This is a genomic window from Candidatus Ichthyocystis hellenicum (genome assembly GCF_001460935.1).
Taxonomy (GTDB): domain Bacteria; phylum Pseudomonadota; class Gammaproteobacteria; order Burkholderiales; family 2013Ark19i; genus Ichthyocystis; species Ichthyocystis hellenicum.
On the sequence record NZ_LN906597.1, the window covers coordinates 789,505 to 808,391 of the forward strand.

At 40.9% G+C, this 18,887-nt stretch carries 21 protein-coding genes; 17 read left to right on the forward strand and 4 right to left on the reverse strand.

Annotated features, from left to right (window positions below; genetic code table 11):
* The first annotated feature begins 2 nt into the window (after positions 1–2).
* The 3 genes from ligA to Arg41_RS03670 are packed head-to-tail and all read left to right on the forward strand — an operon-like array spanning position 3 to position 3,464.
* Positions 3–2,027, forward strand: coding sequence for an NAD-dependent DNA ligase LigA (gene ligA, locus Arg41_RS03660; protein WP_157722260.1), 2,025 nt, complete (start codon positions 3–5; stop codon positions 2,025–2,027).
* Positions 2,024–2,656 carry a phosphoribosyltransferase family protein gene (locus Arg41_RS03665; RefSeq protein WP_092342995.1) on the forward strand — a complete coding sequence of 211 codons (633 nt, stop codon included), beginning with the start codon at positions 2,024–2,026 and terminating at the stop codon, positions 2,654–2,656. The genes ligA and Arg41_RS03665 overlap by 4 nt, the downstream gene beginning before the upstream one ends.
* Positions 2,646–3,464 carry a hypothetical protein gene (locus Arg41_RS03670; protein WP_092342994.1) on the forward strand — a complete coding sequence of 273 codons (819 nt, stop codon included), beginning with the start codon at positions 2,646–2,648 and terminating at the stop codon, positions 3,462–3,464. Before Arg41_RS03665 ends, Arg41_RS03670 begins: the two co-directional genes overlap by 11 nt.
* Positions 3,465–3,470: 6 nt before the next feature.
* On the opposite strand, the gene ald is transcribed toward Arg41_RS03670, so the two are convergent.
* From ald to Arg41_RS03685, 3 genes are all read right to left on the reverse strand, one after another.
* Positions 3,471–4,586, reverse strand: coding sequence for an alanine dehydrogenase (gene ald, locus Arg41_RS03675; protein WP_092342993.1), 1,116 nt, complete (start codon positions 4,584–4,586; stop codon positions 3,471–3,473).
* A gap of 90 nt (positions 4,587–4,676) precedes the next feature.
* The gene (locus Arg41_RS03680) at positions 4,677–5,195 is read right to left on the reverse strand and encodes a peptide deformylase (RefSeq protein ID WP_092342992.1); all 519 of its coding nucleotides are present in this window, start codon (positions 5,193–5,195) and stop codon (positions 4,677–4,679) included.
* 69 nt (positions 5,196–5,264) lie between these two features.
* Positions 5,265–5,873, reverse strand: coding sequence for a Maf family protein (locus tag Arg41_RS03685; protein ID WP_157722261.1), 609 nt, complete (start codon positions 5,871–5,873; stop codon positions 5,265–5,267).
* A 186-nt stretch (positions 5,874–6,059) separates the two neighbouring features.
* On the opposite strand from Arg41_RS03685, the gene rpmF reads away from it, so the two are divergent.
* The 7 genes from rpmF (at position 6,060) to fabF (ending at position 11,606) form a co-directional block, all read left to right on the forward strand.
* Positions 6,060–6,245 (forward strand): 50S ribosomal protein L32, encoded by a 186-nt coding sequence (gene rpmF, locus Arg41_RS03690; protein WP_092342990.1) that lies wholly within the window; start codon positions 6,060–6,062, stop codon positions 6,243–6,245.
* Positions 6,246–6,290: 45 nt separating this feature from the next.
* Positions 6,291–7,304 carry a phosphate acyltransferase PlsX gene (gene plsX / locus Arg41_RS03695; protein ID WP_092342989.1) on the forward strand — a complete coding sequence of 338 codons (1,014 nt, stop codon included), beginning with the start codon at positions 6,291–6,293 and terminating at the stop codon, positions 7,302–7,304.
* Positions 7,297–8,265 (forward strand): beta-ketoacyl-ACP synthase III, encoded by a 969-nt coding sequence (locus tag Arg41_RS03700; RefSeq protein WP_092342988.1) that lies wholly within the window; start codon positions 7,297–7,299, stop codon positions 8,263–8,265. The genes plsX and Arg41_RS03700 overlap by 8 nt, the downstream gene beginning before the upstream one ends.
* A 7-nt stretch (positions 8,266–8,272) precedes the next feature.
* A complete protein-coding gene (gene fabD, locus Arg41_RS03705) occupies positions 8,273–9,199 on the forward strand; it encodes an ACP S-malonyltransferase (protein ID WP_092342987.1) in 927 nt (308 codons plus the stop codon).
* Positions 9,200–9,952 (forward strand): 3-oxoacyl-ACP reductase FabG, encoded by a 753-nt coding sequence (gene fabG / locus Arg41_RS03710; RefSeq protein ID WP_092342986.1) that lies wholly within the window; start codon positions 9,200–9,202, stop codon positions 9,950–9,952.
* 91 nt (positions 9,953–10,043) lie between these two features.
* Positions 10,044–10,301: an acyl carrier protein gene (acpP, locus tag Arg41_RS03715; RefSeq protein WP_092342985.1), complete on the forward strand. Its 258-nt coding sequence runs from the start codon at positions 10,044–10,046 to the stop codon at positions 10,299–10,301.
* Between the two features lie 54 nt (positions 10,302–10,355).
* Positions 10,356–11,606 (forward strand): beta-ketoacyl-ACP synthase II, encoded by a 1,251-nt coding sequence (gene fabF, locus Arg41_RS03720; protein ID WP_092343031.1) that lies wholly within the window; start codon positions 10,356–10,358, stop codon positions 11,604–11,606.
* Between the two features lie 103 nt (positions 11,607–11,709).
* Here fabF and rpoE read toward each other — a convergent pair whose 3' ends face one another.
* A complete protein-coding gene (gene rpoE, locus Arg41_RS03725; RefSeq protein WP_092342984.1) occupies positions 11,710–12,384 on the reverse strand; it encodes an RNA polymerase sigma factor RpoE in 675 nt (224 codons plus the stop codon).
* A gap of 254 nt (positions 12,385–12,638) precedes the next feature.
* Between rpoE and Arg41_RS03730 the strand changes: the two genes are divergently transcribed.
* The 7 genes from Arg41_RS03730 to Arg41_RS03760 are packed head-to-tail and all read left to right on the forward strand — an operon-like array spanning position 12,639 to position 18,880.
* Positions 12,639–13,100, forward strand: coding sequence for a SoxR reducing system RseC family protein (locus Arg41_RS03730; RefSeq protein ID WP_092490487.1), 462 nt, complete (start codon positions 12,639–12,641; stop codon positions 13,098–13,100).
* 58 nt (positions 13,101–13,158) lie between these two features.
* The gene (gene lepA, locus Arg41_RS03735; RefSeq protein ID WP_092343030.1) at positions 13,159–14,964 is read left to right on the forward strand and encodes a translation elongation factor 4; all 1,806 of its coding nucleotides are present in this window, start codon (positions 13,159–13,161) and stop codon (positions 14,962–14,964) included.
* 18 nt (positions 14,965–14,982) lie between these two features.
* Positions 14,983–15,804: a signal peptidase I gene (gene lepB / locus Arg41_RS03740; RefSeq protein ID WP_092342982.1), complete on the forward strand. Its 822-nt coding sequence runs from the start codon at positions 14,983–14,985 to the stop codon at positions 15,802–15,804.
* Positions 15,805–15,818: 14 nt separating this feature from the next.
* Positions 15,819–16,517 (forward strand): ribonuclease III, encoded by a 699-nt coding sequence (rnc, locus tag Arg41_RS03745; RefSeq protein WP_092342981.1) that lies wholly within the window; start codon positions 15,819–15,821, stop codon positions 16,515–16,517.
* Positions 16,517–17,443, forward strand: a complete 927-nt coding sequence (gene era, locus Arg41_RS03750; RefSeq protein ID WP_092342980.1) for a GTPase Era — start codon at positions 16,517–16,519, stop codon at positions 17,441–17,443. Before rnc ends, era begins: the two co-directional genes overlap by 1 nt.
* The gene (gene recO / locus Arg41_RS03755; RefSeq protein ID WP_157722262.1) at positions 17,422–18,144 is read left to right on the forward strand and encodes a DNA repair protein RecO; all 723 of its coding nucleotides are present in this window, start codon (positions 17,422–17,424) and stop codon (positions 18,142–18,144) included. The genes era and recO overlap by 22 nt, the downstream gene beginning before the upstream one ends.
* A gap of 7 nt (positions 18,145–18,151) precedes the next feature.
* On the forward strand, positions 18,152–18,880 hold the full coding sequence (locus Arg41_RS03760) for a pyridoxine 5'-phosphate synthase (protein ID WP_092342978.1): 729 nt from the start codon (positions 18,152–18,154) through the stop codon (positions 18,878–18,880).
* The last annotated feature ends 7 nt before the right edge of the window (positions 18,881–18,887 follow it).

Consider the following 18,887-nt stretch of genomic DNA (forward strand, 5'->3'; position numbering starts at 1 on the left):
CTATGGTTGGCTCCTTGAAGCAGCGATTGGCCAAGTTGCGACAAATGCTCCATGAGCATTCGTATTTATATCACACTCTTGATGATCCTAAGATTTCTGATGCCGAGTATGATTCTCTGTTTCAGGAATTGGTCTCCATAGAAAAAGATCACCCTGAGTTAATATCTCTAGATTCTCCCTCTCAGAGAGTTGGCTCTGCTGTTCTTCCTTGCTTTGAGACAGTTTCTCATCAAAAGCCCATGTTGTCTTTGTCCAATGTTTTTTCTTTGGATGATTTTTCTATGTTTTATCGTCGTCTCGAAGAGATGAATTTTGACTCCCCTCTTGCTTTTTACGCCAGCGCTAAGTTTGATGGACTTGCTATAAGCTTGATCTACCAAGATGCTGTATTGGTTCGTGCTGCAACTAGAGGTGATGGTCTTGTTGGTGAGGATGTTACGGCAAATATAAAAACCATCAGGAGCATTCCTCTGCGATTGCGTGGACTAAATATTCCCTCTAATCTAGAGGTGAGAGGAGAGATCATTATTTTTAAAGAAGATTTTGAGCGCCTAAATAAAGATCAGGAAAGAGAAGGTAAAAAGATTTTTTCCAACTGCAGGAATGCAGCGGCGGGTAGTGTTCGCCAACTTGATTCTCGTGTTGCGGCTAAGAGGCCGCTGCGTTTTTATGCTTATGGAATTTACAACATGAGTGATTTCAAGTGGCCTCTTTATCATCGAGACTGTATTCAATTGCTTTCAGAATGGTCATTTCCTATATCTGCTCAAGAAAAATTGGTTGTAGGAATATCAGAGGCACAGTCTTATTATGAAAATTTAGGCAAGGTTCGCGGTAATTTGTCTTTTGATATTGATGGTGCAGTGTATGTTCTAGATAATTTACATGACCAAGAAATAGCAGGGTACGTTTCTCGAGCACCTCGTTTTGCCGTAGCCTATAAATTTCCTAGTGAAGAGGGAATTGCAATTGTTGAAGACATTGTAGTACAAGTTGGTAGAACTGGGGCTATTACTCCTGTTGCTTGTTTGCATCCTATTAATTTATCTGGTGTGAGAATTTCACGTGCTACACTACATAACGAGGATGAAGTGCATCGCAAGGATATTCGGGTTGGAGATACTGTTCTTGTTAGGCGTGCTGGTGATGTAATTCCAGAAGTGGTGGCTGTTGTTAATTCATCAGGGAAAAGAAGTGATGCTTTTAGCATGCCTTTAGCTTGTCCCGTGTGTGGTACTCCTACCATCCGTGATAGTGATAAATCTGCTGTTTATTGTCCAGCAGGTATTTCTTGTTCTGCCCAGAAGGTTCAAGTTATTGAGCATTTTGTTAGTCGTAGAGCTATGAATATCGAGGGTATTGGTCCTAAGATAATTGAGCTCTTTGTTACGGAAGAATTGGTTGACACTTACGCTGATTTGTATGGTTTAAAAGTGGATGATATTTCCAGCTTAGCCGGTTTTGGTTCAAAGTCAGCGTGTAATTTAATCAATGCAATAAGTTATTCTTTACATAATGTTGATCTTCATAGTTTTATTTATGCTCTTGGTATTAGACATGTTGGTTTGTCTACAGCTCGTACGTTGGCTCAGCACTTCAGGTGTTTGTCTTCTTTGCAGGAAGCTACCGTGGAGGAACTACAAGAGATTAATGATATTGGACCTATTGTTGCACATGAAATATGCGAATTCTTTTCTATACCTGCCAATATTAAATTGATCCAAGAACTATTTGGCTATGGCCTTGATTTGCTAGAATCGAATGATGATCACGTTGTGGAGGCTAATCCCGACGTTTTGGATAAGACTTTTGTTATAACCGGTACATTGTCTAATATGAGTCGTGAGGAAGCAAAAGCGTTGATAGATTCAAGTGGCGGTAGGGTTTTGTCTTCAGTTTCTCGTTCCTTAGATTACTTAGTTGTTGGAAATAACCCCGGTTCAAAGTTAGAACGAGCCAATAACTACGGTGTCACTTTGTTGACCGAGGATGAGTTCTATGCTCTAATCGGCCTTTGTTTTCGGTGAGCTTTTTTGCCATGGTCGATGGAGACCTTCCGCTTCGTGATAGATCTAGGTGGGCTGGAGAGATACTATCTCAGTCCAGGGTTGCTATGACTGAGGACGATGTCCATAGCGTTGTTGTTGGCTTGTCAGAGCAGATTAGGCAGGATTTGTGTGTTTTGTACCCGGTAGTTATAAGTGTAATGAGTGGTTCGTTGATGTTTTCGAGCGATTTGTTGAGATTCTTTGATTTTCCAATCGATTTTGATTACCTGGATGTTTCTCGTTACCGTCGGTCAATAGACCCCAGTGATATTAGATGGTACTCGATGCCTAGAATTTCTCTTCTTGGGCGGCATGTGTTGCTGATCGACGATATTCTTGATCAGGGCATAACCTTGCGTGCAGTATACGAATGGCTTGTTGGTCAAGAAGTTAAGAGTGTACGCATAGCAGTTCTTTGTGAGCGACAGATTGACAATCAAGATGTCAGGATTCGTGCTGACTATGTAGGTTTTAAAGTTTGCGGTGATGCTTTTGTTTTCGGTTATGGTATGGATATTTACGGTTTTTGGCGTAATCTTCCCGCTGTGTATGCTTACGATCGTACCAGTGTGACAGCTTTTAGTGAGACCAAGGAAGATGGATTTTAGTAAAACTAGATTAGGTAAGTTTTATCCGGTACCAGATGAATATAGTTCTGACTTGCTTGATGTTGTTGGGCGTGGCTCTGAAGATAGGTCTTTTTTTACTGGTTATGATATTTGGTGGGTTCATGAGTTGACTTGGCTGAATAGTGACGGTTTTCCGTGCCGAGCTTGTGCCAAATTAATTATTCCGTCTACGTCTGATTTTTTGGTCGAAAGCAAGTCTGCCAAATATTATTTTAATTCTTTCCGGTTTACTTCTTTTGCAACATTGGGGCTACTTAGAGATACAATTGTTAGTGATTTTTCTCTTGCTTTGGGTTGCAGAATAGGCTGTTACATTGAGGGTTTTAGTTATAACGTTGGCATTCCAGTAAATGTCGGTTCCTGTCTTGATGATCATGAGATTGAGATTGGTGGATATGGTAAAGAAATCAGCAGGCATTGTTTGAAGTTGGAACGAGGTGATTCACGTCACGTGAGATGCTACACCAATTTATTTTTGTCACACTGTCCGGTAACTTCTCAACCTGATTTGGCAACTGCAGTGGTGGATTGTGACAGTGCTCCGTTCAATAGCGAAGGACTTATTAAGTACCTACTTTCTTACAGGCGTTTCAGTAATTTCAATGAAGCTTGCTGTGATTGGATTTTTTCCGATTTGATTGAATTGTACTCGCCAAAGCATCTAGTGGTGGCGATGTTCTATATGAGGAGGGGTGGCATCACAATTATCCCAATCAGGCACGGGGGAACCTCAGTTGATATGTCTGTGTTGAAAGACATACTTGGCTATGAGGTTCCATCATGGTAGCGTAATTTATTGTAGGAATTCCGCCGCAGGTACGTACTGCAAATTGAGGTCTTTGGCTACTGTTTCGTATGTTACTTTTCCTTTGCAAACGTTTAGCCCGTTTCTAAGGTGTGCGTTTTCTAGTAGTGCTTTCTTCCATCCTTTATCAGCTATCTCAAGTCCATACTGCAAGGTAGCGTTGTTCAATGCTATGGTTGAGGTTTGAGGAACCGCTCCTGGCATGTTTGTTACGCAGTAGTGGATGATGTTTTCCTCGATAAAAGTTGGGTTTGAGTGGCTAGTCGGGCGACTGGTTTCGAAGCACCCGCCTTGATCGATAGAAATATCAACTATCACTGACTTTGGTTCCATTTTTCTCAATATTTCCCTGGTTACTACTTTCGGAGCGGTTGCTCCAGGTATTAGTATTGATCCAATAACCAAATCAGCAGTGGAGCAAACTTCTTCAAAAGCTTCGGTAATTGCAAAGCGAGTGTGAATACGATTTCCAAACAAGATGTCTAATTCCTTTAATCTAGATAGAGATTTATCTAGGATGGTTACTTTAGCTCCCATTCCAACGGCGATTCTAGCAGCACCTGTACCTGCAGTTCCGCCTCCTAAAATAACCACATGTCCTCGCCTTGTTCCTGGTACTCCAGCTAGCAGTATTCCTTTTCCTCCCTGTTCTTTTTCTAAACAGTGAGCTCCAAGCTGAACTGACATGTTTCCAGCTACTTCGCTCATGGGCAAGAGTAGTGGTAATCCACCATGGTCGTTAGTGACAGTTTCATATGCTATGCAGATACTTCCTGATTGTTGCAAGCCTTTTGTTAGCTCTAGGTCTGCGGCTAGATGAAGGTATGTGTACAGAACGCAATCCTGGCGAAGTTTCTTGACTTCTTCAGGCTGGGGTTCTTTGACTTTTACGATCATTTGTGCCTTATCGAAAATTTCATCAACGGAATCTACTATTGTTGCTCCAGCTGCAATGTACATATCGTCAGTAGCACCAACCCCTATTCCTGCCCCCTTTTCAACAAGAACAGTATGTCCGTGTTTAATATACTCTTTGGCAAAAACCGGAAGTATCCCAACCCTGTATTCGTGGTTTTTAATTTCCTTTACGGTAGCTACAATCATTTAAAAAGACTCCAAAAGTGAGATCGGCAGATATTAGCAGTTCGGCTTGTTTTTTGCCATGTAGACGGTCCTGAATATCTTGTATGGGTGCTAAAATTGTTCTCTAAACTCTGCCTCAAATTCAAACTTAGTAAAATCGCGAATTCTCATCGTATATAAAGTGCGGAAAATATGGTCTGCATGGTGCTGGACAATTTGCGCATGGCGTCCAAAAGCTTCTCTTTGAACCGGACTTCCATATTCGTCTATACCAAAGTACCTAATTTGAGTAAATCTGGGAACATTTGCTTTCATGTGAGGTATGCATAGGCATCTTTCTACAAACTCGCAGTTGCTGCGTGTCAGTAGTTCTATTGATGGATTCATAATAGTAATTTTGGGCACGTAGTCCATACTATTTGGGTCAGCTTCGCTTTCAGGGGTTCCTATGACCATAACTTGCTGATTAATTCCAATCTGTGGGGCAGATAGACCCAGAGTTTTGTGCTTATGCTGAGTATCACGCAGATCAACAATGAGCTCCAACAATTCTGCAGTACCGAAGGAAGTTACCTTTTCTGCTTTTCTAACGAGAAGAGGGTCTCCCATCAAGAGAATTTTCTTAATCATACCTAATTCCAGATTGTTTAGTAGAATATAATCGCTATATTCTACTAGTAACAAATTACTTTTTGTAATTTAGATGTTTTCTAAAATAGATTTACAGGGAAAAGTAAATGCGTCACATTGCTCCAGGAAATTTATCAACGATATGATTGGAATTCCTAGTACAGCAGTGGGATCTGGGGTTTCTAGCTTGCTTAGAAGGCAGATTCCCATTTTTTCAATGCGAATTCCTCCTGCGCAGTCGTAAGGCATGTCTGTACTTACATATTCTTCAATGGTTTGTGCAGATAGTTTTTTTATGTGTGCTGATGTTAGGACAGAAGTTTTTAGACATATGTTTTTATCAACTTGGCGTAAGCATACTCCTGTGAAAAAATTAATTACTTTACCTTGTGTGTGTGTCAAATATTTTACTGCGGTTTCAAAATTTTCTGGCTTGGGAAGGTGCCAACCATCGCAATAAGCAGCTTGGTCACTTCCGATTACGTATGCCGAAGGGTACTTTTGTGCAATTTTACGAGCTTTTTCATAAGATAATCTTTCACATAGATCGGCAGGGCTTTCCCCAGGTAGAGGATTTTCGTTAATATTGGGTGGATCGATGGTGAATCTCATTCCTAGGTGCCGTAATATTTGCGCGCGATAGCGTGAGGAAGATGCTAGAACTATATTTGGAACCATAAAATTGTCCTGTATCAACATAGCTACGGACAACGTACATTTTTTTGTCGATAATATCAATTGAGAGACATATTTTTATACTAGATCATGATTGTTTTCAGTATTTAATTGTGCTCAATATTCTTTTACACGGTTATTCTTTGTGATAGAATTCGACACTCTGTTTTTTTGATGGGGTTTTTTGTTATGGCTGTGCAGCAAAATAAGAAGTCTCCGTCTCGGCGGAACATGAGGCGTTCACATGATGGTTTAGATAGGGCCCGTGTTTCTATTGAGAGGGCTTCTGGTGAACCTCATTATTACCACCATATTTCCGAAAAGGGATTCTATAGAGGGCGTCGTGTTATCCATTGCAAAGAAGAAGAGTCGTAGATTGCCGCCAGTTTTGGTTTTTGTCTGACCCAGGATTTATCTTATATGACCATTCGCTTAGCGGTGGATTGCATGGGGGGTGATTACGGGATACCTGTGACGTTGCCTGCTGTTGTCAACTTGCTGGATACTAGTCTGGATGTGTCTTGTTTGTTGGTTGGAGTTGAGAGCAAAATTGCAGCGTGGTTGGATGTAAATTTACCTCACCGCTTGTTGTCCCGCGTTCAGTTAGTTAATGCTTCCCAGGTTGTTCAGATGGATGAGTTGCCTAGAGTTGCCCTTCGTCAGAAGCGCGATTCCTCATTGGCTAAGGTTATGGAGCTTGTGCGTGACGGTAAGGCTGATGCCTGTGTGAGTGCCGGGAATACCGGTGCCTTGATGGTGTTTGCTTACTTCATAATTAAAACTTTCAATCTTATTGAGAGGCCAGCTATAGCGACTATGATTCCCACTTTGAGCAAGCCTGTTTGCATGCTAGATTTGGGGGCTAACGTGGAGTGTAGAGCTCCTCATCTGTTCCAATTTGCGGTTATGGGTTCATTGTTGACTACAGCCATAACCGGTATTACTTCTCCCCTTGTTGGTTTGTTGAATGTTGGTGGTGAGGAAATTAAGGGTAATTCGGTTGTTAAGGAGGCGGCACAACTAATTCGCCGTAGCGATTTAAATTTTTACGGTAGCATCGAAGGTTCGGACATATTTGATAGTGCTGTGGACGTGGTTGTATGCGATGGCTTTGTTGGTAATATAGTCTTGAAAAGTAGTGAAGGTTTGGTAAGGATGCTTTCTACGGCACTTAAGAGAGAGTTTACACGAGGGTGGTACTCTAAATTGGCAGCAGGTGTGTCCTATCCGGTGTTGAAGCGCTTTCGTAATCAATTTGATCATCGTAGCCACAATGGCGCTTGTTTGGTAGGATTGCGCTCCTTGGTAATAAAAAGTCATGGTAGTGCCGATGCATATGCTTTTGAGCAGTCCCTCCACTATGCTGCTAAGGCTGTTCGTGGCCGTTTTCTTTCCCGCCTTGAAGGTAGCATCGCGAAGGTTTTGGATGGGTGATAATATTTATACAAAAGTAGTTAGTTCCGGTTCGTATTTGCCGCGTAGAGTGGTTTCCAATAATGAGTTGAGTAGTTGTGTTTCTACCTCTGATGAGTGGATTGTTTCTCGCACAGGAATTTGTGAACGTAGGGTTGCTAGTGATGATGAAACGACATGCATGATGTCTATTTCTGCTGCGCGTCAAGCTATCGATAGAGCTTCGTGTGATCCGGCTGATGTTGATTGTATTATTGTTGCTACTACTACTCCAGATAGTGTTATTCCAGCTGTAGCGTGTTCAGTTCAGCATGGCTTGGGTTGTTTGAGTGCAGCGGCTTTTGATTTGCAGTCAGCTTGTTCTGGGTTTGTTCATGCGCTATCTGTTGCCGATGCTTTCATTCGTTCTAAGCAATTTAAACGTATTTTAGTTATAGGTGCGGAAGTTTTTTCCAGAATTGTAAACTGGAAGGATCGTTCTACTTGTGTGTTATTTGGGGATGGTGCTGGTGCTATGTTGCTGGAATCAAGTCCTGTGGCTGGGATATTGGCCTCTCATATATCTTGTGATGGTAAATATTCGGATATTTTGCAAGTTCCTTGCCATCTTGATCGTGGTTCCATAGTGGGTGATCCATATGTCCACATGGAGGGTTCTTCTGTTTTTAAGTTGGCTGTGCACTTCTTTGAAAGCAGTATTAATGCTGTTCTTGGAAAAGCTGGTGTTGATATTTCAACTGTGGATTGGGTTGTTCCTCATCAAGCTAATATACGCATTATTGATTCCTTGTTTTCGCGTTTGGGTGTTGACCGGGAGAGGGCTATCATTACCCTTCCTTTTCATGGTAACACCTCTGCAGCTTCTGTTCCGCTAGCATTTGACTGGGGATGTATTCAAGGCTTTATTAAGAGTGGAAATCGCTGCTTGTTGACGGCTTTTGGTAGTGGTCTCAGCTGGGGTTCTGTTCTTGTAGATATGTGAGATTATTATGTCTGTTGCTTTTCTATTCCCTGGTCAGGGTGGGCAGTTCGTTGGTATGTTAAATTATTGTCGGGATGTGTCTTGCGTTAGGGCTTTGTTTGAGGAAGCAAGTGATATCCTGAAGAGGGATCTGTGGTCGCTTGTTGAGCACGGCCCTATTGAAGAGTTGTCACTAACAGAAAATACGCAGCCTGCCATGTTGGTTGCTGATGTTGCTTTGTGGCGCATGTTTGAAAAGTCAGGAAAAGTGAATAAGGAGTCTGATATTTGGTTAGCTGGGCATAGCCTAGGCGAGTATGCAGCTTTGGTTGCTTCTGGGGTTCTTAGTTTTGCTGATGCTTTGCGGTCTGTTTGTTATAGAGCTGCAGTTATGCAGGACGCTGTTCCTAAAGGTCAGGGAGCAATGGCGGCGGTTTTAGGTTTGTCTGCAGATGAGGTTATGGGTGTTTGCAATAGCTTATCTACTTGTGGTGCTGTCGTGGAGGTAGTTAACTTTAATAATTCTTCGCAGACAGTTATTGGGGGTCACCATGCTGCTGTTGAAAAAGCTTCTGTAGAGATCAAGAGAAAAGGTGCGAAGAAAGTTATTTTTTTAGATATGTCTGTTCCTTCACACAGTTCTTTAATGATTGCTGCAAAAGATAAAATGCGTGATTTTTTGGAGACAATTACTTTTTTTCGTCCAACTTACCCAGTTGTTCATAATTTAACCGCTGATATTTGCCACGATCATAATCTTATGAAGGATATTCTTGCTGAGCAGTTGAGTTCTCCTGTTCGCTGGTCAGATACAATTGCTTTTATACAACGTCAGTCGGTTCGACGTTTTGTTCAGTGTGGTCCCGGTAATGTTATGGTTGGGTTGTTACGTAAAATTCCGTGTATTGAAATTTTTCTTTCATCAGATTATTGTCCTGTTGATTGCATATGGTAGATGGATATGAATCAATCTAAAGTATTTGTTGTTACAGGGGCTTCCAGAGGTATAGGTCGTTCTATTTTTTCCAGGTTGAACGAGAAGTTTCGTGATGCTATTGTTGTTGGCACTTCTACAACCAATGATGGGGCAGATGGGATAACTGAGTGTGCATCTTCCAATGCCTGGAGTGGTCGTGGATATGTTTTAAATATTGAAAATATTGATTCATGTCAAAGTTTTGTTGAGAAAGTTCGTAGCGATTTCGGTGCCGTTTCGGTGTTGGTTAATAATGCTGGAATAACAAATGATGGTTTGGCGGTGATGATGAGGCAGGATGATTGGGATTCTGTTATAGCAACTAATCTAACTGGTCCTTTTGTTTTGACTAAATTGCTACTTAAACCCATGATACGTGCCCGTTGGGGAAGAATTGTTAATGTAACATCAGTTGTTGCTTACTCGGGGAATCCAGGTCAAGCTAATTATGTTGCGGCTAAATCTGGATTGGTGGGTTTAACTAAATCTTTAGCTCTGGAAATGGCATCTCGTCAAATTACAGTTAATTGTGTTGCGCCAGGTTTTATAGATACGGATATGACCGGTAAACTTAACGATCAGCAGCGTGATCTTGTTATTAACAGTATTCCACTTGGGTACGTTGGATCACCAGATGATGTGGCAGCTGCGGTGGAATTTTTGGTATCTGATTCTGCCAGATATATAACTGGTACTACTATTCATGTTAACGGTGGTTTATGTCTAAACTAGTCATTTTTTGTTGATTTATTTATTGCTGGACTGTTATATAGTTGCTGTGAGATTTACAATTAAATTTATGGCTTCAATCAGGAGTATACTTATGGAAAATGTTGAGCAGCGCATTAAAAAAATCGTAGCTGAACAATTGGGTGTTAATCCAGATGATGTGAAAAATGAGTCGGCATTTGTTAAAGATTTAGGAGCTGATTCTCTTGATACCGTTGAGTTGGTTATGGCGTTGGAGGATGAGTTTGGTTGTGAAATTTCCGATGAGGATGCTGAGAAAATTTTAACTGTTCAGCAGGCCATTGAGTATGTTGGAAATTGTCAAGATGGGAAACAGATGTCGGAAGAGTAAGTTTGGTGATTTTTTGAGTGTTTGGTTTTTGGTGTTTTTTTGAATGGAAAAGGTATGCCTGCTTCTGGTCGTCGGCGTGTTGTTATTACGGGGATGTCCTTGGTTACTTCTCTGGGTTCGGTTGTCGATGATGTTTGGAGACTGATTGTTTCTGGTCAGTCCGGTGTAAAGAGGATTGAGTCTTTTGATGCAACTTCTTTTCCTACCAGTATTGCTGCAGAGATTAATGATTTTTCAATGGAGGATTGCTTATCTCCTAAAGAAGCAAGGCGTATGGGTTTGTTCATGAAGTATGGGGTTGTTGCTGGTGTTCGTGCCTTTCGCGATGCTTCTTTGGATGCTGATAGCATTAATTTGGAGCGCTGTGGTGTTTGCATGGGCTCTGGGATTGGTGGCCTGAGAGAGATTGAGGAAACTTGTACTAACAATCCAGTTGTTGCTGGTAAATGCTCTCCGTTTTTCGTTCCAATGACAATTATTAACATGATATCTGGACATTTGTCCGTTTTATTGGGATTTCAAGGGCCCAACACTGCGGTAGTGACGGCATGTGCTACGTCTACTCATGCTATTGGTTTGGCGGCACGTCAGATTGCTAATAATGAAGCTGATATAATGATTGCCGGTGGGTCTGAGTCCACGGTTACACCGTTGGGTATTGGTGGATTTTGTGCCATGAGGGCATTATCTACTAGGAATGATGTTCCTGAAAAAGCCAGTCGTCCTTGGGATAGGGATCGAGATGGATTTGTTTTGGGTGAGGGTGCGGGTGCTATCGTCCTAGAGGAGTATGATCACGCAGTGAGACGTGGCTCAAAAATTTACTGCGAGTTGAGTGGTTTTGGTATGAGTGATGATGCTTGCCATATGACTGCTCCTAGAGAGGATGGTTCTTGTGCTGCTAATTGCATGATGTTTGCAATGCGTGACGCCGGTGTTAATCCTGACCAAGTTCAGTATGTTAATGCTCACGGCACATCAACTCAAATCGGTGATCGTGCAGAATCTAGGGCAATTCGTCTGGCTTTTGGTGATTATGCTGGTAAATTGATGATTAGCTCAACTAAGTCCATGACAGGGCACCTTCTGGGTGCAGCTGGTGCTGTGGAGGCAATATTTACGGCTTTAACTTTACATACTGGAGAGGTTCCTCCTACTATTAATTTGGATAATCCGGACGAGTGTGTTGATGGTCTGGATTTGGTTCCCAACGAGGGTAGGTTGTGTCGTGATGTTTCCGTTGCCATTAGCAATTCTTTCGGGTTCGGTGGTACTAATGCTAGTTTAGTAATGAAAAAAATTTAGTTTGATGATTATATTGTTGTTGCAAGTTGTGATTTTTATTACTTTTTTATTGTTTTCTTGTCATAGATGCTTTGTCGCTTTTGCCTGTGGTCGATATCCTTTCTTACCAGCGTTTGCCTTTGGGCGATTCCAGAAACGGTTTCAGTTTTACAGATATTGCCTCTCTGGCACGAAAGATTCTTGATCGCACAGTTCCAACTGGGCACTCCATTATCGTAGCTATGTCATCATAGCTAAGTCCTTCAACCTCCCGTAGTACTAGTGCTTCTCGCAGTTCGTTTGGTAAAGATTGTGTGACTTTATTAATTATGTTAGCTGTCTGTTTGCTCATTAATTCCAGTTCTGGTGTGTCTAAGTTAGATACGTATTCTTCGTGACTGTTATTCTTATCATCGTCAACGGTTATGTCCTTGATGATGAAATTTTGTTTCCCAAGAGTTTCTAGATAATTTTTACCAGTATTAATGGCAATGCGGTAAATCCAAGTGTAAAAAGCACTATCTCCTCTAAAATTGCCTATGGCTCTGTAGGCTTTGATGAATACTTCTTGAGCAATATCTTCAACCTCTTGTTGGTTACGTATCAATCTGTTAAGAAGTCGAATAATGCGATTTTGGTATTTGATTACAAGTAACTCAAAAGAAGCAACATCTCCTTCTTGAACACGAAGAACCAGTGTCTTGTCAGAAGGTGTTTCCTTAGTTACTACGGTACTAATTTTAGTTACTACAGTATTTATTTTTGGCACTATAGTATCAGTAACGGCTTTTTTATTCATATTTTGTTCCCATTACCTAATAGCTTATTTCTATTGGATAATAATTTATTCTTGCGTATAGATTACCTAATTTTTATTGATATGTTTCAAAGTCCTTCGTCATGTAGAGTGTAAATATAATATTGATTTTCATGAAATTAGCGATAAATTATTTGTATGAACCATTGTTTTTTAGATAACCTACTGCATGAGAGGAAATATTGCTTTTTTGTTGAAAAACACAACTGCCACTATCTATTGGCGCGGGAGAATATGTGAAAAAATGTGCAGCGTCGCAAACTACCATCTTCGTGCGCGTTGTCGCAACCGAGGGTAATAATATCATGGTTAGGCATACTAATGATGCTTATCTTTGTAGTAGGTGCTTATCACTGGGATATTGTGCTTCTCAGGGTATTTACTCGATCTTTTCCGGTGTATTTTTGCCTATTTTTACCATTTATTCTGTTGACTCATGCCACATAGGGGATGTTTTGCAGGTTTCTGTACCAAGGAAGGTATTTTTGTTGGGTCTGTTATTAATTTTTTTCATTCCCACAATATCTTTTCTGGTAGTTGCGGTCGCAGCTGAATTTTTCCATTTAAGAGAGGTGTGGATTTTTTTGCTATCATGTTTTTCCTTTTTGGGGTCTTTAGCGGTGGTGCGTTTTTGTTTATCACGTTACCATCTTGATTGTGTTCTTTCTTGTAAAAAAATTGGTTTTCCAAATGAGTAGGGGTCTTATTGACATAGGCTGGTAGCTATTATTGGCTGAGGTATTTTCACGGATTTTTATGGAAAAAGAATATGTTCGTAATTTTTGCATTATTGCTCATATAGATCACGGTAAATCTACATTAGCCGATCGTTTTATACAGGAGTGTGGTGCTCTTGATAAGCGTGAGATGTCCGATCAGGTTTTGGACTCAATGGATTTGGAGAGAGAGCGTGGTATAACCATTAAAGCTCAAACAGTTGCCTTAGATTACCGTGCTGCTGATGGTAATTTGTACCGACTAAATCTGATTGATACCCCAGGTCATGTAGATTTTTCATATGAAGTTTCTCGTAGTTTGACTGCATGTGAGGGTGCCTTGTTGGTGGTTGATGCAAGTCAGGGGGTTGAGGCGCAGACAGTTGCTAATTGCTATACGGCTCTTGAACTTGGTGTTGAAGTTTTTCCCGTTCTCAACAAAATAGATTTGCCAGCAGCGGATCCAGATAGAGTTAGGCTAGAGATAGAGGATGTTATCGGTATTGATGCTACTTCTGCTCCTGAATGTAGTGCTAAGACAGGATTTGGTGTTGTTGAACTGTTAGAGTATGTGGTTCGTATGGTTCCAAAACCAAGATGCCGTTTAGATCAGCCTCTTAAGGCGTTGATCATAGATTCTTGGTTTGACAATTATGTTGGTGTTGTGGTTCTGATTAGGGTTTTTGATGGAGAAGTCCGTACCGGGGATAGGATTCGTTTCTTGTCCACTGGTGAAGATTTTTCTTGTGAGCAATTGGGTGTTTTCACCCCGGCAGCGAAGATTTACGATTCTTTGGGGTCAGGTGATGTCGGGTTTATTGTTGCTGGTATAAAATCTCTTAGCTCTGCTCGTGTTGGCGATACCATTACTTTGTCTAATTCTCCGGCTAGTGATCCTCTTCCTGGTTTTAAAGAAGTTAAGCCGCAAGTGTTTGCTGGTTTTTATCCAACTGAATCTAATCAGTATGATTCATTACGTGAGGCTCTTCAGAAGCTTAAACTTAATGATGCTGCCATTACTTTTGAGCCAGAGGTTTCTGATGCTTTGGGTTCAGGGTTTCGGTGCGGATTTTTGGGACTTCTGCACATGGATGTTGTTCAAGAACGCTTGGAGAGGGAGTATGGTGCTCAATTGATTTGCACTGCCCCTACTGTTGTTTATCAAGTAGTTCTTAAGGATGGTGGCTCCATTCATATTGAAAATCCGGCTCGATTACCTGATCCTTCAAAGATTATGGAAATTAGGGAGCCGATTATCAAGTGTTCTATTTTTGTGCCGGAAGAATATGTGGGTTCTGTAATGACTTTATGTAGTGAGAAACGAGGTATACAAAGAGACATGCAATACCGTGGCCGGCAAGTGGAAATGGTTTATGATATGCCGAGTGCTGAAGTTGTAATGGACTTTTTTGACCGCTTGAAGTCAGTTAGTAGGGGTTATGCATCGCTGGATTACGAGTTTATCGAGTTTAGGGTGGCAGATGTAGTGAAAATGGATATTCTTATTAATGGTGATCGAGTTGATGCTCTATCCACTATGGTTCATCGTGCTAATTCCCAGTATCGTGGGCGTATACTAGCTGAAAGGTTGCGCGGTCTTATTCCTCGTCAGATGTTTGACGTGGCAGTTCAGGCTGCCGTAGGTAGCCATATCATAGCTAGAGAGAACATTAAGGCGCTGAGGAAGAATGTGTTAGCTAAGTGCTATGGTGGAGATATTACCAGAAAAAGGAAATTGCTGGAAAAGCAAAAGGAGGGCAAGAAACGAATGAAACAAGTAGGAGCTGTGGAAATACCTCAGGAGGCTTTTTTGGCAGTTTTGAAGACTGATAATTCATCACGTTGAGTTCTGGAGGAATATTCTTTGGAGAGAGTTAACTTTGTTTTAGTGCTGTTTTTGTTAGTTGTTGTGACGGGATGTTTGTGGGGGTTTAATTTTTTCTACGCCTCTAGACGACGTCAATGTGGTTGTCCTGATCCATGGTGGATGGAATGGGGTGGTGGTTTCTTTCCAGTGTTGTTATCGGTATTTTTGATACGTTCCTTCTTGGTTGAGCCATTCCGTATACCATCTGAGTCCATGCTTCCCACCCTATTGGTTGGCGATTTTATTTTGGTTAACAAGTTTGTTTATGGAATCAGGTTACCAATGATAAACAAAAAGGTGATATCTATTAAGGAACCTGAACGGGGCGATATTATTGTTTTTCGCTATCCTCGCGATGTTAGCATTGATTATATTAAGAGAGTTGTTGGTATCCCAGGTGATGAGATAGTTTACCGTAATAAAGAGTTGTTAATTAATAATGTCTCAATTTCTAAGAGAAGAGCCCCAGATTATCTAAATACGAGCCGTCTGGTTTTTTCAGAGCGTTATCAGGAAAACTTGCTTGGTGTGTTTCACTATGTATTGAATGATTCAGATCGTACAGTTTTTCCTCCTCCCGCTAAAAATTTTATTAATGATAAAAATTGTTCCTTTAGTTTTAACGAAATTAGGTGTCACGTCCCTGATGGTAGTTACTTTGTGATGGGTGATAATCGTGACAACAGTTCTGATAGCAGAGTTTGGGGATTTGTACCAGAGGAATATATTGTCGGTAAGGCATTTTTTGTTTGGTTTCATGCTGGTGGTTTGTTTCCGCCTTTAGGGATTAAGTTATCCCGTATTGGGCCGCTTATTTAATATATGAGGGGAGTATGACTGCTTCTTCTGTTGATTTTGAGGAATTGTCGAAATCATTTGGTTATTCTTTTCAGAATAAAGATTTAGTGCAATCGGCTTTAACTCATAGTTCATTGGGTAAGGACAATTATGAACGCCTTGAGTTTTTAGGTGATAGTGTTGTCAATTTAGCTGCAGCTAGTCTTTTGTTCCATCGTTTTCCTGATTTGCGTGAGGGAGATTTATCTCGTTTGCGAGCTTCTCTTGTTAAGAAGAGTGCGTTAACAGAGATGGCTAACAGTATTAATTTGGAGAAACATGTTCGTTTGGCACAAATTAGGAATAGATCGGGTAAGGGAAGTGTTCAGCCATCTATTCTATCTGACGTTTTTGAGGCTCTTCTAGGGGTTGTTTTTTTAGAAGCAGGTTTTGAGAAATCGTCTGAAGTTGCAACTGCTCTGTTGGCAATACTTTTGGATAAACTTGATCCTAAATCGTCTAAAGATCCTAAGACAAAATTGCAAGAATTTTTGCAGTCGCAGCGTATTGATTTGCCGGAGTACGTGATATTGAATACCTATGGTTTGGCTCATCAGCAGATTTTTGAGGTGGCATGTAGGGTTCCTGCGCTTGATATCGAAGGGATTGGTCATGGTCGTTCACGCCGATTGGCAGAACAGGAAGCGGCTGCTATTGTTCTTACTTGTCTTGATTATCATGGAATGGAGTCTTAGTGTTGCGTTGTGGTCAAGTGGGATTGGTTGGTCGTCCTAATGTTGGTAAGTCTACTCTGTTGAACTGTTTAATTGGGGCTAAAATTTCTATTACTTCACGTAAACCACAGACAACAAGGCATCGTTTGCTCGGTGTTTTAACGCGTAGTGACTGCCAATATTTGTTCGTAGATACTCCTGGTTCTTGTAAATCAGGGCTTAAGCGTCTAAGTGTTGCTATGGCTAGTGCCCTGAAGGCAACCATTGCGGATGTTGATGTTGTTGTTTTAGTAGTTGATGCCACTAACTGGACAGATTTAGATGAAAGTTTTTTGAGGCAGTTAGGATCCTCTACTCCAGTTGTTGTGGCAGTAAATAAGATGGATGTTCTTAAAGAAAAGCATCACGATACTTCATTGCGTGATTTAGAAACCAAGATTAGTTCTGTTATTAGTCCGGTATCGTTTTGTTTGGTTAGTGCACGTAAAAACAAAGGAACTGATGTTCTTTTGTCTACTATTGCTTCTTTGTTACCTCAGCAAAGTTTTTTTTACCCAGAGGACATGCTTACTGATAGAACGGATCGTTTTTTGGTGTCTGAGATAATTCGTGAAAAAGTTTTTCGTTGTTTGGGAGATGAGCTTCCATATGGGTCTGCTGTGCGTATTGAATCATTTGAAGAGAGTCCTAGCATAACTAAGATTAGAGCTGTGATTTATGTCGAAAAAGAAAATTATAAGCGAATCATAATTGGTAAAAATGGTGATTTGATAAAGATGATAGGTACAGTTGCTCGTCATGATATAGAGAAATTTCTTGGATGTAAGGTTTTTTTGGGTTTGTGGGTAAAAGTGAAGTTGGGTTGGTGTAACGACGCAGTATGTCTCAAAGAGTTGGGGTATGAGATAACTGAATCGGACGAGCAGTGTCCAAAAAAGTTGAGCTAGAACAGGAACCTTGCTTCGTTTTGCACCGTAAATTTTACGATGATGATTCCGTGTGGTTGGATTGTCTTACAAACAACCATGGACGGGTTAGTATTTTCGCTCGTGGTGCTAGGCGCCCGCATTCGGTATTTGGACAAGCATTGATTCCGTTTCAGCCATTGCTTGTTAATGCATCCGGGTCTGGTTTATTGAGATTGATAAGCGTAGAGTACGTACGCATTCTTCCTTTTTTGACAGATCGTAGATCGTGGGTTGCGCTGTATGTAAATGAGCTCATTATGCGGCTTTTCCCAAGAGAATATAGTTGTCCTGATCTGTTTTCTCTGTATTGTGACACCCTGGAAGAGATTGCCCAGGAAGATTCTGATTTTTTTGATGCCATTCTCCGTCGCTTTGAGATAGCACTTTTGGATATACTCGGATATTCTCTGATTTTTTGCGTTAGTGGTGATATTGGAGGCGAAATTGTTCCGAGTAATTTTTATACCTACGCAATCGGTTCGGGTTTTTTGAGTTGCACCAGTGATTTTTTATCTGGGGTTGTTTTGTCTGGTCAGTCTTTAATAGACCTGTCCAATGGGATAGTGTCTATTGGAAATGCCTATGAAGTTCGGAATTTGATGCGCCACATTATAGATTATCATTTGGATGGATATGCATTAAAAACTAGGAAAATGTTGCAGATATTGGTTAAAAGGTGAGAGTTTAATGATCCGAAAGTGTTTGCGTTTGGGCGTGAATATAGATCACATTGCCACAGTTCGTCAGCTGAGATTGGGATCTGTTCCCAGTCCGGTTCGTATGGCCTTGCTTGCAGAGGAGAGCGGTGCCGATCAAATTACATGTCATTTACGGGAAGATCGTCGCCACATTCAGGAGGATGACGTCGTTTCGTTGCGAAAGTCTATAAAAACATCACTTAATGTCGAGACCTCATTGGACCCCGACATCTTATCATTTTTGGCTAAGATAGGGCCAGACAGTTTGTGCCTAGTTCCGGAACGTCGGGAAGAATTGACTACAGAGGGTGGATTGGATGTAATCCAAAATGAATTTAGGTTAAGTTCTGTTGTTTCCAGTTTTCGTAAAAAGGGAGTTAGGGTATCTATTTTTATTGATCCAGATTTTTCTCAACTAGATGCTGCTGCAAGATTATTTGTGGATAGTGTTGAATTTAATACAGGCTTATATTCTAATTCGTTAACTTCTGAGATGAGAGAAGAACGTATCAATCAGCTTATTTCTGCTGGTAATTATGCGGAAGGTTTGGGTTTAATTGTTAATGCTGGTCACGGGTTGGATTACAAAAATGTGTTGCCGATATTATCAATTCCTGGTCTCGTTGAGTTAAATATTGGCTATGCAATTGTTGTGTATGCTTTGGATGTTGGATGGGCTAATGCTGTTTCGAGAATGAAACAGATTCTTTGTAACTAGTGACCGA

Coding starts and splice junctions, on each gene's coding strand:
- ligA (WP_157722260.1), top strand. CDS start 3: ATGGTTGGCTCCTTGAAGCAGCGATTGGCCAAGTTGCGACAAATGCTC.
- Arg41_RS03670 (WP_092342994.1), top strand. CDS start 2,646: ATGGATTTTAGTAAAACTAGATTAGGTAAGTTTTATCCGGTACCAGAT.
- ald (WP_092342993.1), bottom strand. CDS start 4,586: ATGATTGTAGCTACCGTAAAGGAAATTAAAAACCACGAATACAGGGTT.
- Arg41_RS03680 (WP_092342992.1), bottom strand. CDS start 5,195: ATGATTAAGAAAATTCTCTTGATGGGAGACCCTCTTCTCGTTAGAAAA.
- Arg41_RS03685 (WP_157722261.1), bottom strand. CDS start 5,873: ATGGTTCCAAATATAGTTCTAGCATCTTCCTCACGCTATCGCGCGCAA.
- rpmF (WP_092342990.1), top strand. CDS start 6,060: ATGGCTGTGCAGCAAAATAAGAAGTCTCCGTCTCGGCGGAACATGAGG.
- plsX (WP_092342989.1), top strand. CDS start 6,291: ATGACCATTCGCTTAGCGGTGGATTGCATGGGGGGTGATTACGGGATA.
- Arg41_RS03700 (WP_092342988.1), top strand. CDS start 7,297: ATGGGTGATAATATTTATACAAAAGTAGTTAGTTCCGGTTCGTATTTG.
- fabD (WP_092342987.1), top strand. CDS start 8,273: ATGTCTGTTGCTTTTCTATTCCCTGGTCAGGGTGGGCAGTTCGTTGGT.
- fabG (WP_092342986.1), top strand. CDS start 9,200: ATGGATATGAATCAATCTAAAGTATTTGTTGTTACAGGGGCTTCCAGA.
- acpP (WP_092342985.1), top strand. CDS start 10,044: ATGGAAAATGTTGAGCAGCGCATTAAAAAAATCGTAGCTGAACAATTG.
- fabF (WP_092343031.1), top strand. CDS start 10,356: ATGCCTGCTTCTGGTCGTCGGCGTGTTGTTATTACGGGGATGTCCTTG.
- rpoE (WP_092342984.1), bottom strand. CDS start 12,384: ATGAATAAAAAAGCCGTTACTGATACTATAGTGCCAAAAATAAATACT.
- lepA (WP_092343030.1), top strand. CDS start 13,159: ATGGAAAAAGAATATGTTCGTAATTTTTGCATTATTGCTCATATAGAT.
- rnc (WP_092342981.1), top strand. CDS start 15,819: ATGACTGCTTCTTCTGTTGATTTTGAGGAATTGTCGAAATCATTTGGT.
- Arg41_RS03760 (WP_092342978.1), top strand. CDS start 18,152: ATGATCCGAAAGTGTTTGCGTTTGGGCGTGAATATAGATCACATTGCC.